General features: G+C 58.4%; 12 protein-coding genes. 5 read left to right on the forward strand and 7 right to left on the reverse strand.

What is annotated here, in order from left to right; all coding sequences use genetic code 11:
* Nucleotides 1-20 precede the first annotated feature (20 nt).
* The gene (locus CFE47_RS04305) at nt 21-2,918 is read right to left on the reverse strand and encodes a hypothetical protein (RefSeq protein WP_286835630.1); all 2,898 of its coding nucleotides are present in this window, start codon (nt 2,916-2,918) and stop codon (nt 21-23) included.
* 267 nt (nt 2,919-3,185) lie between these two features.
* Nucleotides 3,186-4,529 carry a CDP-diacylglycerol--serine O-phosphatidyltransferase gene (gene pssA / locus CFE47_RS04310; protein ID WP_286835631.1) on the reverse strand — a complete coding sequence of 448 codons (1,344 nt, stop codon included), beginning with the start codon at nt 4,527-4,529 and terminating at the stop codon, nt 3,186-3,188.
* 124 nt (nt 4,530-4,653) lie between these two features.
* On the opposite strand from pssA, the gene CFE47_RS04315 reads away from it, so the two are divergent.
* Both CFE47_RS04315 and CFE47_RS04320 read left to right on the forward strand, forming a co-directional pair.
* Nucleotides 4,654-5,217 (forward strand): TetR/AcrR family transcriptional regulator, encoded by a 564-nt coding sequence (locus CFE47_RS04315; protein WP_286835632.1) that lies wholly within the window; start codon nt 4,654-4,656, stop codon nt 5,215-5,217.
* A 54-nt stretch (nt 5,218-5,271) separates the two neighbouring features.
* Nucleotides 5,272-5,751: a nuclear transport factor 2 family protein gene (locus CFE47_RS04320; RefSeq protein WP_286835633.1), complete on the forward strand. Its 480-nt coding sequence runs from the start codon at nt 5,272-5,274 to the stop codon at nt 5,749-5,751.
* Nucleotides 5,752-5,911: 160 nt separating this feature from the next.
* On the opposite strand, the gene CFE47_RS04325 is transcribed toward CFE47_RS04320, so the two are convergent.
* Together CFE47_RS04325 and CFE47_RS04330 are read right to left on the reverse strand one after the other, a co-directional pair.
* Complete coding sequence (locus tag CFE47_RS04325; protein ID WP_286835634.1) at nt 5,912-7,069, reverse strand: PQQ-dependent sugar dehydrogenase; 1,158 nt, start codon at nt 7,067-7,069, stop codon at nt 5,912-5,914.
* A gap of 11 nt (nt 7,070-7,080) precedes the next feature.
* Nucleotides 7,081-7,395, reverse strand: a complete 315-nt coding sequence (locus tag CFE47_RS04330) for a hypothetical protein (RefSeq protein WP_286835635.1) — start codon at nt 7,393-7,395, stop codon at nt 7,081-7,083.
* A 184-nt stretch (nt 7,396-7,579) separates the two neighbouring features.
* On the opposite strand from CFE47_RS04330, the gene ku reads away from it, so the two are divergent.
* Both ku and ligD read left to right on the forward strand, forming a co-directional pair.
* Nucleotides 7,580-8,413, forward strand: coding sequence for a non-homologous end joining protein Ku (ku, locus tag CFE47_RS04335; protein ID WP_286835636.1), 834 nt, complete (start codon nt 7,580-7,582; stop codon nt 8,411-8,413).
* Between the two features lie 3 nt (nt 8,414-8,416).
* Nucleotides 8,417-10,840 carry a DNA ligase D gene (gene ligD, locus CFE47_RS04340; protein ID WP_286835637.1) on the forward strand — a complete coding sequence of 808 codons (2,424 nt, stop codon included), beginning with the start codon at nt 8,417-8,419 and terminating at the stop codon, nt 10,838-10,840.
* Between the two features lie 17 nt (nt 10,841-10,857).
* Here ligD and lpxO read toward each other — a convergent pair whose 3' ends face one another.
* Both lpxO and CFE47_RS04350 read right to left on the reverse strand, forming a co-directional pair.
* Nucleotides 10,858-11,757, reverse strand: coding sequence for a lipid A hydroxylase LpxO (lpxO, locus tag CFE47_RS04345; protein ID WP_286835638.1), 900 nt, complete (start codon nt 11,755-11,757; stop codon nt 10,858-10,860).
* Between the two features lie 256 nt (nt 11,758-12,013).
* Nucleotides 12,014-13,330 carry an LPS O-antigen chain length determinant protein WzzB gene (locus CFE47_RS04350; RefSeq protein ID WP_286835639.1) on the reverse strand — a complete coding sequence of 439 codons (1,317 nt, stop codon included), beginning with the start codon at nt 13,328-13,330 and terminating at the stop codon, nt 12,014-12,016.
* Between the two features lie 397 nt (nt 13,331-13,727).
* On the opposite strand from CFE47_RS04350, the gene CFE47_RS04355 reads away from it, so the two are divergent.
* Nucleotides 13,728-14,114 (forward strand): TIGR03067 domain-containing protein, encoded by a 387-nt coding sequence (locus CFE47_RS04355; RefSeq protein WP_286835640.1) that lies wholly within the window; start codon nt 13,728-13,730, stop codon nt 14,112-14,114.
* Nucleotides 14,115-14,250: 136 nt separating this feature from the next.
* Here CFE47_RS04355 and CFE47_RS04360 read toward each other — a convergent pair whose 3' ends face one another.
* Nucleotides 14,251-15,063 (reverse strand): class I SAM-dependent methyltransferase, encoded by an 813-nt coding sequence (locus CFE47_RS04360; RefSeq protein ID WP_286835641.1) that lies wholly within the window; start codon nt 15,061-15,063, stop codon nt 14,251-14,253.
* Nucleotides 15,064-15,112: the final 49 nt, after the last annotated feature.

Consider the following 15,112-nt stretch of genomic DNA (forward strand, 5'->3'; position numbering starts at 1 on the left):
TGGATGAGTGCCCCTTGCGCTCATTCCGACTTTATTGCCGGCGGCTTGCCTGGATCGACCAGGCCAGTCCCCACCAGGAAGTAACACTTCAATTTCTCCTCGGCCATTGCCAGATGAGGCAAGGCTTTACTCAGCCCCAAATGGTTTGTGGTCGCCAGCCTTGGCAGCTTGGTCAAGCCTCGGGATGTAGCACCCAGCAACCGCGGATAGCCGTCCAGAGGGTTGAAAACCGCGTTGAAAAATTGCGTTGTCTGCTTTGAAAAATCCAAGGCTGCATCGCTGAATCTGAGCTTTGGCTCATTCCATGACCATGCCACTTTGGGTGCCCAGGGCTTGACTGAAGCGCTCAGCTTTCCACGCGTCGGCGCCAGACTGCCTAACGTAAACGCTTTCCCCGAGCCAAGTAACTTACGCGCCTGGCCACCGGCGCCAACCAGCACACCGCCCACATCCAGGGCCAGGCTTTGAAGGCCTTTGGTGATGTTGCCATCGGCGAAATCCTGATAAGCCCCCACGAACGGCACAAGCGAAGTCAGCAGGTTGATATCTCGCGCATGCTCCGCCCGGCTCTTTTCCACAGGCAATTGCCCCTTGGCCCTTTTGAGCATCTGCTCCGCACTTTCATAGAAGTTCTGCTCCGCAATCTCACACGCAATGAACTCGACACGGTCCGACTGGTAACTGTCGGGCACAAAAGTGGCCAGGGTCTGATTTGCGGGAAGCGAGCCAGCTTCTGCATTGCGTCCCAGTCGGTCGATGATGACGTCCGACGACGTGACGCCGGGCCTTGGCTGGCTACCGCTGGCATAGGCTTCAAAATCCAGCGGCACATCATGCCCACTGCGGATGTAACTTTGGCCCTGCAACTTGTATTGCCCCAGGTAGGATGTATCGCGCATCACTTTGTCGAGGGCGCTCGTAGTAGCAGGGTCGTCATGCCGAATAATCCTGCCGCTATTGAGCACTTCGTAGTAAGTCACCGCCTGATCATGCAGTACGCGCATCAGTGTGCCCTGACGCCCCGTCACAGCTGCCCGGTCATCATCCGATTCCCACACCTGTTGCTTGCCGGTTTTTTTGCGCAGGGTAAACAAGTCCACGGCGCCCAGTTCGATACGTTGGCGGTCAGCCAGGGGCAACTTGGCGAACATCAGCTTCAGTTTTGTCACAAATGCTCTTTGCTGCGCGTTGTGGTGTTTGCTGACGGCAGTTTTGAGCAAGTCGTCCAAAACAGGCAGTCGCCGGATCAGCCCGTCCAGTTTGTTGCGCGCGAGCATGGGAAGTGTTTCATCGTTCTGAAATTGAAAAGGCGTACGTGGCGCTTGCCCGGGGCCGGTTGGAGGCACATCACTGCTCAATATCCACTTGCCGGGCACCAGGTCACCGGTCATGTAGGTATCGATCAGTGAGCGCGTACGAGGCTCGGAGGCTCTCAGGTTTCTGCGTTCTTTTGCATCGACCAACTGGACCGTCATGGCCTCCAACTGACGGGCACTTTTATCCGGGAACACTTTTAACAACTCTTGCTGGGCCAGCAGCCTGCGCGTTGGCAATGGCGTGCCAGTGATATTGAACGCCCGCGTGGCCAGTTTGCGCTGGCGATTGAATACCTCGGAAGCCTTTTTCAGGTCGCTTACCGTATGTTGCCCCTGGGGCTTGGCAGGCACAATTCCGTTGAGCACCGCCCAATCAAGCAACACTCGGGACGCACGAACCTGCATCAACGTGCGCTGCTCGTCGGAGGTCGGCACCAACGTCGTCAGCGCACGCACCTGATCTGAATTCAATGCTCGCGAGGTGCCAGGTGCCACGGCTTCCGCCATCTCGCCCCCCAGGCGCAGTTCGGCCCAGGCGGGCGTTCCGATCGTTGTGGCATCGGCCCCTTCACGCACCAGGAACTCCGGGGCAACCTGGGCCAGCCCGATGGTCGCAACCTGCCCTGCAAGGCTGGGCTCCAGGCCCTTCTTATCGCGCAGGTGTTGTACCAGGTCGTTGCGCACTTCGCTGAAGGTACGGCCCATATTCACGGGATGGTAAAGCTCGAACCCACCCACGGTGCCAGGAGGACTCTCCAGGGCGCGCCATTGCGCACGCGCTGGCTGGCTGGCGTCCAGCCCACTGTAGTCACCCTCGGCCGGAGCAGGTGGCAACGCCACGCGCAGCCACTCGATGACGTGGCGTGAGGCCCCAGCCGTCTGGGGTGAGCCCAGGCCCTTGTACTGGAGCAACTGGTCGACGTTGTAGCGCGCCTGATGCCCGATACCTTCGGCGGAAGCGGGCGACACGTTTATCTGCTGCAGCGTCCAGTCAATGGGGCGATCAGCGGGCATGTCCAATAAATGCGCCTCCATCAAGGAGGCCAAAAAGGCCCGCTCATCCAGGTCGGCAATCACGCGCCTGACGTCCTTCATGCCAACCACCACGGTAGGAGAAAGCACCAGCGGACTCGTCGGCGCTTCTCTCACTGGCAGGTCATACGCCGATGTTGCGACATGCAGAGGGACTTGGTATTCGCCGCTATCAAGGTAAGGCATCCCCTTGTCTTCGGGGTCCAGAAGATCGCGGATGGCGCGCATTTTCGCCGAGACTTGCCACCAGCCGCTGTCATCGGTAGCACTGAATGCGACAGCGGTGCGCACACCGTCGCGGGTGGTGTAGCCCTTCACCTCGTGTTTGTGCAAGGTCAGGCTATTCAATTCGAGCCCTTTGCGCGCAAACCATTCCAGTGCCTGCGGTTGATTGAGCAAGTCGCGATAGAGCTGCAAGGCCTTTTCCAGGCTGCTGCCGTGGGGAACGTTAACCCGCACTTCCCCACTGCTCACGGCGCTGCTCAAACGTCCAGCCAGGACGGTGTCGCCCTGGCGGGTACTAACGTTTTCGCCAGGCGCTTCAAGGGTCCAGGTCGGCGTCGCAATCACAGGCTCTTCTTCAGCCGTAGAACGAGTACGACGCACCGATGAAGGAGTAGGCGTTAGCGCTTCAGAATGAAAGGGAATTTGGCGAAACACGGGAGGTGGTGAATACGAGGAAATGGATGACATGAGAGTGTCCTCTGCTGGCTGAGTCCTGACGGAAAAGCCGCGCATCCCTGCCCGGTAGGCAGCCAATCTATTGAGAACACAGAAAGTCGCACTGTAAGCGAAGTCTTAGTCGCTACGCCTACAGTGCTGCAATGAATGCAGGATTTATAGAATGCGGTACAACAACCGCTCAATCCGCACCCGGCTGACTCGCCGCAGGAATTTGCCAACCGCCGCCGGGTAGTCCACCAGCGTTTGCAGGTCTTGGTAGCGCTCTATTCGCGTGGTGTGCTGGAAAATCTGTGCCAGCTCGGTGCGTCGCGGCTCAAGCCACTGGCCCTGTGGGTCGTCGATCAGCAAGGCGTTTTCCAGGTCGAGGCGAAATGCTCGTGGGTTGAGATTGTTGCCGGTGAGCAAGGTGTAGCGCTGATCGACCCACATGCCCTTGAGGTGATAGCTGTTGTCGCCGTCGTGCCATAAATGCAGGTTCAACTGGCCATTGTCGATGTCGCGCTGATGACGTTTGGCGAAGCGACGCAGACTGATTTCATACAGGTAAGGCAACGCCGCGATGACCTTGAATGGCTCGCTGGGCGGGATGTAGAAGTCGTTGGCAGTCTTGTCACCAACGATGATGTCGATCTTCACCCCGCGCGCCAGGGCACGGTTGATTTCGCGGGTTACCGGCAGCGGCAGGTTGAAGTAAGGCGTGCAGATCGTCAGTTGATGCTGGGCGCTGGCGATCAATTCGAGGATCACCCGGCTCAGGGGGTTGTTCTTGCCTACACCGAGCAGCGGGCTGACGGACAGATGACCATTGGGCAACTGCCCCGCCGTGGTGTCGTAGGCCGCGTGTTTGAGCCGGCTGCGCAGATCACCAATGTCGTTGCGCAAACTGCGGGTGGTCGGCGGGTTGGGCAGGTCAAGGCGGTGCACCGCCTTGGACGCCACCAGGCCGTGCTCTACCAAGTGTTGCATGGAGTCGGCCAGCGGTTTGCTGTGGATCAAGTGGTAGCGGTCGAAGCGGTACTTGTCGAACTTGTGCAGGTACACGTTGTTCAGGCTCGCGCCGCTGTACAGCACGGTGTCATCGATCACAAAGCCCTTGAGGTGCAGCACGCCGAACAGCTCGCGGGTTTGCACCGGCACACCGTACACCGGCACTTCGCTGGCGTGTGACTGGGTCATGGCCTGGTACCAGGCGCTGTTGCCCGGCTGCTTGCCGGCGCCGATCAGGCCGCGTTGGGCGCGCAGCCAATCGACCACCACCACGATCTCCAGTTCCGGTCGTGCGGCCTTGGCGGCGTGCAACGCGTCGTAGATCTCCTGCCCCGCCTCGTCCTGCTGCAAGTACAGCGCGACGATATAGATGCGCCGTGTGGCCTGGGGGATTTTCTCCAGCAGGCAACGACGATACGCATCGGCGCTGGGCAGCACGTCAATCGCGTCGGGAGTGAGGGGGAAACCGCGCAGTTTGGGCAACAGGGAGCGTTTGAAGAACGACGGCATAAGGCTCGCAATGGGTCGAATCCGAAGAGGCCCCGAGCTTACACCATGGGGGTGCCCAGGTCTCGTTGCTGGGCATGGAAAAAGTTGATTGACCAAGAAGAACGATCGTTCTACTGTTAGCAACATGAACGAAACGACCAACAGTGAAACCCGCGACATTATCCTCGACGTCACCGAGAAACTGATCTATCGCCATGGTATCGCCGCCACTGGCATGGACTTCCTGGTGAAAACCGCCGGTGTGTCGCGCAAAAGTATTTATCGCTACTTCGCCAACAAGGACGAATTGGTGCTCGCCGCCCTGCAGCGCCGCGATGAGCGCTGGATGCACTGGCTGCGCAGCGAAGTTGAACGCAGCGAAGGCACCGGTGAACGTCTGTTGGCGCTGTTCGACGCCCTCAAGGCCTGGTTCGGCTCAGCGGATTTTCGCGGCTGCGCGTTCATCAACACGAGTGGCGAAACCGGCGACCCGCAAGACCCGGTGCGGCTGCTGGCCAAGGCGCATAAACAAAAGCTGTTGGAGTACGCACTGGAACTGTGCCAGGCACATGGCAGCGCTGACGCCGAGCGGAAGGCCGCGCAGTTACTGATCCTGATCGACGGCGCCATCACCGTTGCCCTGGTAATGGGCGATTCAACCGCTGCCGATAACGCGCAACAGATGGCACGAACGTTATTAAAGCTTTGACCGCACGACCCCGTACAACTTCCGATGAACCTTATAGTTTTGAGGTACTGCCCCATGTCTTCTCCTGCCGAAACACGCCCGCCGCTCCCCCCCTTTACTCACGCATCGGCCCTTGAAAAAGTGCGCCTGGCCGAAGATGGCTGGAACTCTCGGGACCCGCAGCGTGTGGCCCTGGCCTACACGCAAGACACCCAATGGCGTAACCGGGCCGAATTCGTGCACAGCCGCGAACAAGCAGCGGCCTTTCTTGCCCGCAAGTGGGCCAAGGAGCTGGACTACCGACTGATCAAGGAGTTGTGGGCATTTACCGATAACCGCATCGCCGTGCGCTATGCCTATGAATGGCACGACGATTCGGGCAATTGGTTCAGGTCCTACGGCAATGAGAACTGGGAGTTCGACGAGAACGGCCTGATGGCGAATCGTTTTGCCTGTATCAATGACCTGCCGATAAAGGAGAGCGAGCGCAAGTTTCATTGGCCGCTGGGCCGGCGCCCGGACGATCACCCCGGCCTGTCCGACCTGGGTTTGTAGTGAGCGGGCTTGTCGAACCGTCGCACCGCCCGCGCTGGGCTGCGTAGCGGCCCTAATTCGGCAAACGCATTCTTCCAGAAAGAACTTGATTGCCCGGTTTTGGGGCCGCTACGCAGCCCAGCGCGGGCGGTGCGACGGTTCGACAAGCCCGCTCACTACACTAATCCTGGTTCAGGCCAACGCGGTACAGCACGCCGTTGTCCTCGTCCGTCAGCACATACAGGTAACCGTCCGGCCCCTGTCGTACATCGCGAATCCGCGCTTTCAAGCCGCCCAGCAAACGCTCCTCATGGATCACCTTGTCACCATCAAACTGCAGTCGAATCAGTTCCTGGCTGACCAGTGCGCCAATGAAAACGTTGTGCTGCCACGGTTTGAAACGGTCGGCGTCATAGAACGCCATGCCGCTGATGCCCGGTGATTTCTCCCAGACATGATGCGGCGGCACAGTCCCTTCCACCGTTTTGCCCTGGGCCTCGGGGATCGGCGTCAGGGAATAGTTGATGCCGTGGGTCGCCAACGGCCAGCCGTAGTTCTTGCCACGCTCGATGATATTGATCTCATCACCGCCACGCGGGCCGTGTTCATTTTCCCAGATCGTGCCGCTCCACGGGTTCAGCGCCAAGCCTTGTGGGTTGCGCTGGCCGTAGGACCAGATCTCGGGACGAACGCCTTCCTGACCGACAAAGGGGTTGTCATCCGGCACGCGGCCATCGGGGAAGATTCGTACGACCTTGCCTTGCAGCTTATCCAGGTCCTGGGCGGTGGGCCGGTCGTTGTTTTCCCCGAGGGTCACGAACAGATAGCCATCACGGTCAAACGCCAGGCGTGAACCGAAGTGGTTACCCGTGGAGAGTTTGGGCTCCTGGCGCAGGATCACCTTGAAATCGGTCAAGCCTTTCAGGTCAGCCGACAAACGCCCGCGTCCGACCGCAGTGCCGGCCGTACCGCCCTTGCCGCCGCCTTCCGCGTAGGAGAGGTAGACCATGCGGTCCTGCTTGAAGTCCGGCGACAGCACCACATCCAGCAAACCGCCCTGCCCTTTGGCCCAGACCTCGGGCACCCCGGTCAACGGCGCAGAGAGCTTGCCGTCCGGGCTGACAAAACGTAAATGACCGGGCCGTTCGGTCACCAGGAAGCCTTGTTTGTCTGGCAGGAAAGCCACGGCCCACGGATGGTCCAGGCCTTTGGCAATCGGCGTGGCAGTGATGCTGCCTTGTTCGCTGGGGAACTGTTGGCCATCAGCCGCATAAACAGCCGCCATGGGCAACATCGCGGTTGCACAAAGAGCGGCGAGAAGGGTTTTGCGTAGCAACATAAGGCGAGTCCTTACCGGCGATTGCCGTTGGCGTCATAGGTGGGCGCTTTGGTTTCAGTGGCGGGTCGGCTGGGAACGGGGTTGCGCTTGGGATAGCTGTTGCCGATACCGCCGTTTTCCACGGTCGGTGCGCGCGGGGTGGGCCCGGTTTGGATACCGCGCGCCGGCGGCGCACTGGGCTGGGTGCCCTGCATGCTATTAGGATTGGCCCGGTGAATCGGGCTGTTATTGGAATCGGTGCTGCCGGGCAAGCTTTGAGCCTGGGCGATTGGCATCAAGGCCAAAGCCACTGCAAGCGCTGCAACGTGACGCATACAACTGTTCATGACAAAGCCTCTCAGGAGCGAGTAGTACGTGCTTTCGATAACACGCTACGCCCTGGGTTCGGCTTTGGTAACTAAATAGTTTCTCATCAGGTGTAACACAATCTGTCCGCACATCTGCCTGCAGAAACTTTTACAGCCTGCGGCGAGTCACCAGAAGACACCCATCTTCTCAAGGAACTCAGGCATGCCACGGGCAATATGGAAAGGTGCGATCAGTTTTGGCTTGGTGCATATCCCTGTGTCGCTGGTGTCCGCTACGTCCGCCCAGGGCGTGGATTTTGACTGGCTGGACAAGCGCAGCATGGACCCGGTGGGCTATAAGCGCATCAACAAGGCCACCGGCAAGGAAGTCAGCAAGGACAACATCGTCAAGGGTGTTGCCTATGAGAAAGGCCGCTATGTGCTGCTCAGCGAGGAGGAGATTCGCTCGGCCCACCCCAAGTCGACTCAGACCATCGAAATCATCGCGTTTGTCGCCAGCGACCAGATTCCGCTGCAGAACATCGATACGCCCTACTTCCTGGCCCCGGATAAACGCGGTGGCAAGGTATACGCACTGCTAAGGGAAACCCTTAAGAAGACCCGTAAGGTTGCCCTCGCGAATGTCGTGTTGCACACCAAACAACACTTGGCCGCACTGATGCCGCTGGAATCGGCACTGGTGCTGGTAATGCTGCGCTGGCCGGCCGAGGTGCGCAGCCTGGACACGTTGGAGTTGCCCAGCGACGTGACCAAACCCAGCCTGGCAAAGGCCGAGCTGGACATGGCCAAACGCTTGGTAGACGACATGAGCGCTGACTGGCAACCCGGCGATTACCGCGACAGCTTTCAGGAAAAAATCATGGCGCTGGTGGCGAAGAAGGCCAAGGCCGGCAAGATCAAGGACGTGGAAACCGTTAAAGGCAGCGAAGAACGCAAGTCTGCCGACGTGATCGACCTGACGGAACTGCTCAAGCGCAGCCTTGCCGGCAAGCCTGTCAAAAAGGCCGCCGCAAAAAAAACCAACAAGGCCTCCTGATCCATGGCCAAGCCCCTGAGCGAATACAACCGCAAGCGCGACTTCGATATCACCGCCGAACCCTCCGGCACTGCGCCCAGCGGCAAACGCAAGGCCAGTGCACTGTCTTTCGTGATTCAGAAGCATGATGCGCGCAACCTGCACTATGACTTCCGATTGGAGCTCGACGGAGTACTCAAAAGCTGGGCGATTCCCAAGGGGCCGAGCCTTGACCCTGGCCAGAAACGCCTGGCCGTGCACGTTGAAGACCACCCGCTGAGCTACGGTGGTTTTGAAGGCAATATTGCTGCCGGCCAATATGGCGCTGGCGATGTCATCGTGTGGGACCGTGGTGTCTGGCAACCCCATGACGATCCCCACAAGGCCTATGCCGCGGGCAAACTCAAATTCAGCCTGATCGGCGAGAAGCTGTCAGGAGACTGGGCGCTCGTGCGCACACGCCTGAAAGGCAGCGGCGACAAAGAGCAGTGGTTGCTGATCAAGGAGCATGACGCACAGGCTCGCCCGAGCGCTGAGTACGATATCGTTCAGGCCCAGCCCAACAGCGTGCTTAGCGGGGCTGGCGTTGGAGCGACCAAGACGCGTGTTAACCCCAAGCAGGCATTTCCAGAACACTTGAAGCCGCAACTGGCCACGTTGGTCGATCACGCGCCGGACGGCGACTGGCAGTACGAAATCAAATTCGACGGTTATCGCATGCTCGCGCGCATTCAGGCCGGCGAAGTGCGGTTGTTTACACGTAACGGCCACGACTGGACCGAACGGCTGCCGCGTCAAGCCAAGGCGGTGCGCGCCCTCAAGCTCAAGGACAGCTGGCTCGACGGTGAAATGGTCAGCCTCAATGGCGACGGCTTACCGGATTTTCAAGCGCTGCAGAATGCCTTTGAAAGTGGGCGCAGCCTGGACATTGTGTATTACCTGTTTGATGCGCCCTTCTTGAATGGGCTGGATCAGCGCCAAGCACCCATTGAAGCGCGGCGTGAGAAACTCAAGTCAGCATTGGCCCCGAGCAAAAACAGCCTGCTGCGTTTCTCCGAAGCCTTCACTGCGCCCCCTCGCGACATCATTGAAAGCGCCTGCGCGCTTAATCTGGAAGGCGTCGTCGGTAAACGCTTGGGCAGCCCCTACGTGTCTGCACGCAGTCCCGATTGGATCAAGCTCAAATGTCGACAGCGCCAGGAGTTCGTCATCGTCGGTTACACCCGCCCTCAAGGCTCACGCAGTGGATTCGGGGCGCTGCTGCTGGCGGTGAATGACGCGTCCGGACTGGTCTATGCCGGACGGGTGGGTACGGGGTTTGATCAGGCCTCACTGAACACTGTCCACGCGCAACTCACGGCACTCGACCGTAAAACCTTGCCACTGGCGAAACCACTGACCCGTGAGCAGGCGCGGGGCGTGCGCTGGGTAGCGCCCAAATTGATCGCTGAGGTGCAATTTGCCGAGTGGACGCGTGAGGGCATGGTGCGCCACGCCACGTTTATCGGGCTACGCAGCGACAAAGCGCACGCACAGGTTGTTCATGAGCAGCCGTCTAAACCTGCGATAAGCATTACGCACGCCGACCGTGTTATCGACTCACAAAGCGGACTTCAAAAACAGCACGTGGCTCAGTACTACAGCGACATCAGCGAATGGATCCTGCCGTTTCTGTGCCATCGGCCGGTGTCATTGCTGCGCGCGCCTGACGGTATCGATGGCGAGCAGTTTTTCCAGAAACACGCTGAACGCCTTGCAATCCCCCATATCAAGCAACTGGCCGCTGGCCTGGACCCGGGGCACGCACGGTTGATGGAGATCGACAGCGCGCAGGCCCTGCAGGGTGTCGTGCAGATGGGTACCGTCGAACTGCACACCTGGGGCGCCACGACAGACAAGATCGAAACCCCAGACCAGTTCGTACTCGACCTTGATCCAGACCCTGCGTTGCCCTGGAAAACCATGCTCGAGGCTGCGCAACTGACGTTGGCGGTACTCGATGAGTTGGGGCTACAGGTATTCGTCAAGACGAGCGGCGGCAAGGGTTTGCATCTCGTGGTACCGCTGGCGCGACGAGACGCCTGGGAGACCGTCAAGGCGTTTTCCAAGGCCATAGCGCAGTTCATGGCCAAGCAACTGCCAGAACGCTTTACCGCCACGTCCGGGCCGAAAAACCGAGTGGGCAAGATCTTTATCGACTACCTGCGCAATGCCCGGGGCGCAAGTACAGTGACGGCTTATTCTTTGCGGGCCAGACCTGGCCTTCCGGTGTCTGTACCGGTCAGCCGGGAAGAATTGAAAACACTGCGCGCAGCCCAGCAATGGACAATCGCCAACGTGCTTGAACGCTTGCAGGGTTTGAAAGCAGATCCGTGGGCAGGCTATGCCCACCGGCAAAAGATCAGTAAGAAGATGTGGGACAAACTAGGGGCCCGTCCACCGGAGTGAACGGCCCCCGCCCGGGTTCAGATATAAATGAAGATCAGCGCCAAGCCGGCAAAGATCGCCCATTTTTCCAGGTAATAGCGCGTGCGGTTGCGTTTTTTCAGCTCTTTACCCCGCAGACGGATCTTGTACAGGCGAGTAAAGGCGCGGTTCAGTCCACCGGTCTTGTCACCGGCATCATTGGGAGAGCCCGCAGCCGCCATCACGTTGCGGCTGAACCAGCGATTGAACGCGGCCGCCCAGCGGTACTTCATCGGTCGCTCGATATCGCAAAACAGGATGATGCGGTTCTGTTGCGTGGTGTTTTCAGCGTAGTGAATGTAAGTCTCGTCAAACATCACCGGCTCGCCGTCACGCCAGTAGTAGTTTTCGCCATCCACATTGATGTAGCAGCCGGGGTCGTTCGGGGTCTCGAGCCCCAAGTGATAACGATACGAACCGGCATACGGGTCGCGGTGACGCACCAGCTTGGAGCCTGGCGGCAACTCGGCAAACATTGCAGCCTTGATTGAACCGATGCTTTGCACCAGCTCAGTCGTGCGTGGGCAAAGCTTCATTGCCGAGGGATGACTGTCGCCGTACCACTTCAGGTAGAAGCGCTTCCAACCCGACTTGAAGAACGAGTTGAAACCCACGTCGTTGTATTGGTCAGAGCGCTTGATCTCACCCGCGCGCATCAGGTTCTGGCCTTCCTGGCGAATTTCTTCCCAATGTTCCTGCAACGGGCTCAGGTCGGGGAAATCGCTGGGCGACAGATACGGTCGGCTGGGTAGCTTGGAGAACAGATAGAGAAAGCAGTTGATCGGTGCCAGGAAGGTTGAATGGTCGCTGAGCTGGCGACCCAGTTTGTGCCGCACCCGGCCACGCAGGTGAACATACGCAATGGAGGTAACGTAGAGAACAACAATGATGAGTTTCAAGAGATTTCGTCACAAGTCAGTAGAGAACAGGCTGCTCCCACGTGCCCACAACGGCCGGGGATTGAAGATGCAGCACCTGAAATCACAATTCACACACTCGGCCAAACCGACTGAATGACCAGCCGGCGCGAGGCCATTGCCAGTTATTTAGCCACAGTTTGTAACCAAAAGTTAACTAAGAATTGTGAAAAGCTGTCCACTGAATGTGTATCAGCGGGCTCGACTTGCGGCGAGCCCGCAGTACGTTTAACCCGTCCTACGGGCGCGGTAAACGGCGATCGCCGGTCAACGAAAACGGCCCCGTTTCACGGCGCACCTGAACGAAATGCAGAAGCAGCGCCACCAGCATCCCTAGCATCAACCCAGCCACCGTGCTCAATGCAATAATCAAGGCCTTCTTGGGTTTTATCGGGCCCATGGGTTCCTGTGCCTGCCGGTCGACTGTCACCAGTTTCAAGTCGGTCATGTCGATATTGAGGCCACGTAACCGCGACACTTCGGCCCGCAACGGTTCAACATCCTGCAGGAACATATCTTCATTCTTACGGTTGTTGAGGACCTCCACCTCACGATTGATATCGAGCATGCGCAACTCCTTGCCGATCTCGGCGACGCGACTATTGGTGAAGTCGTCGTTGGTACGCTGTTTTAGCGCCGCCCTCTCCGCCTCCAGTACCTCACTGCCCATGAAGTACAAGGGGATCGCCTGGTTCGTCACGACAGTACGCATCACCTGGCTTGAGCTACGCGAAGCCTCGCCGCCCATCGCTGAGGGCGTGGTGGGGTTCTTGATGCCAATGGACTTGGCAATCTCGATCGCTTCCGCCAACTCTGCCAGGCGGCTGGCGCGCTCCATCTTCATCTGCAAACGCAAGGCCGTGAGTTCATCCTGCAGTCGGGCACGCTTGACGTTGTCAGCCTCCAGCAACCTGGCGATTTTCGACTCCTTGGCTGTTTCATAGTTAGCGCGAGCAGCATCGATCTTGCCCTTGAGTTCGTTGAGGCGGTTATTCACGATGACCTTCAGGTCGGCGCCCACCTGACCGCGCTCCTGCGCGATGGCGTACTCGACAAATCCATTAAGGATCGCCGCACCGTCAATTCCCTTGGGGTACTGCATTTCCAGGCGAAGAAAACTGTTGAAGGATTCGGACTTCTTTGGGTCAGGCAGGACCAGCGTGATCGCATCACGGTTAAACGCCTCAAAGCTCTGTTCCAGGTTTTGCCCGGGCCGCTCAAACGCTTCGAACAGGACGGGGTTGGCCCTGAAAAAGCCCAGCTTGGATTCATAGGAATCCAGTTGCGCGCCAACCTTGGCCAACGCATCGGCTGGCGGCAACATGTAGACTTCAGACCGGTTGAGTGCATCCAGTTCGTTGATCGCGGCAGGCCGCAACACACTGCTGACTTGGTAAACCTGGGGCGCGAGAAACGCGTAGCCTGCTCCCAGCAGGCCTGTCAGCATCGTGCAGCCGATGACCCATGCCTTGCGCTTCCAGAGCGCCTGAAACAGCTCAAAAAGATCGATCTCGTCCGAGGCTAAATGAGGGTGAAGCTGAGGAGTGTTGTTCAAAATTCATACACCCTGATGAGTTGAAATGCAGCGCCCAAAAACTCAGACCTGAATAACAACCGAATAAACAGGGGGCAACGTCCGGGCTCACGACACGCGTGGCCCTCTGCCGGCAAAGGGACCACCCAATTGACTGACACGCCTGCCAAGCTGCAAGCGGTTTTATTTCAGTTTCACAGGTGCCGTTACTGGCAGGCACCCGGAGCATAGACGATCCGTTACGAGACGTTACCCAGCGGCCAGGCAAAGTAACGCTAATTGCCTGTCTTATAAGGAAAAATATTAGTTAAAACTAAAGAATAGGAATATTCCTACACATGATTACGCGCATGGTGATAAAGCATCCCGCCTTATCCACTTAAAGCAGCGATTAGCCCTTCAGCAAAAAGGAATTTGTATGTCATCCATTTCAGACCCGGATTTCCAAGCCCTTCAAGGTGCGTGGGAGCAAACCTCACTCGAAGACAGTGGCGTGCTCAATCCCGTCGATGCCCACAGCGCTCCCGGGGCAATTACCACGATTACCGACGACCGTTTCAAAGTGAAAACCGTCGATGGCGATGTATTACTGGCTGGACGGTTTTTTCTAGACAGCACCACTGTCCCCAAGAGCATTACCTGGGTGGACTCCATAGGAGAAGACGCAGGTAAGCAATTGCCCGCGAGCTATCGCCTTGAAGGCAATGAATTTGTGTTTATCGCAGCGGATGAAAGTATGCCCAGGCCCATTACATTCAGTACTGGCCCAGGTCAAACCATGCGCACTTTCGTACGCCGAGCTTGATTGCAGAACCATTCAAGCTTGCGACCGCATTTTCACAAAGCCTTCACTTTCAGGTCTATAGGGTGAAGCCTACCTACTCCAGTGAATCCCTTAGCCCGCCTCTTATCGCGGGCTTTTTTTGCCTGTGAAAATGAGCTTAGGCGGGGCGTTTGGTAGCCACCAGGGTGAAACACAGCGGCAGTTGCGCAGGCTGGTGCTCATACTGGTCGTAGAGTTCTTCACGGTTGGAGTGGGCGTATTCCTGCAGGTGCGTAATCTGCAAATCGGCGCAGATGGCTGCACTGATCACGTCGCCCAAGGTGTGGACGAACCAATAGGACGTCGGCCCCGCCTCCTCGCCCAGGCCTTCATAGACAATCGACTCCTGCAGCACAAACGGCTCGCGCTGGAAGTACGAGCTGGCCGGCAACAGGGGCTCGGCGGCCCTGGGGTCGAACACTTCAAGGAAAGGATGGGTTTCATACATCACCAGGCTGCCGCCCGGCTTCAAGGTGCTGGCGACATGGCGCATGAACAGCGCCACATCCGGCATCCAGCCGAGCACACCGATGGTTACCAAGGCGAGATCAAACCGTTCGTGCAACTGCGCAGGCAGATGGTGGATATCGCTTTCGATGAATTCGGGATCATGCGGGGAGACATCGGCCAGCTCACGCGCCTGCTCGAGGAAGGCCCGGGACTGGTCAACCCCCACCACCGAGCGCGCGCCAAGCCCATACAGCGACAGGCTTTCGCGGCCGTTATTGCAGCACAGTTGCACCACGTCCTTTCCAGCCACGCCAAGGTCCTGCAACAACCCGGTGATCGTTGGGTCGAGGCAGGAAAAACCGGGGTTGCTCACCGACTTAAGCAAGGCGGCCCAGGTGTCAGTGGTTTTGTGCAGGCTGGCCGATTGATCCCAGGCGTCCTTGTTGCAGGCAATCGCCTGTTGAGCTGAGGGCATGTCCATTGCGTCTCCAGAAAGTCGATACAGCGAGGTTGAGAAAATAAGCCAAGTG

It is taken from the genome of Pseudomonas sp. PGPPP1, from assembly GCF_002255865.1.
GTDB lineage: Bacteria > Pseudomonadota > Gammaproteobacteria > Pseudomonadales > Pseudomonadaceae > Aquipseudomonas > Aquipseudomonas cremoris.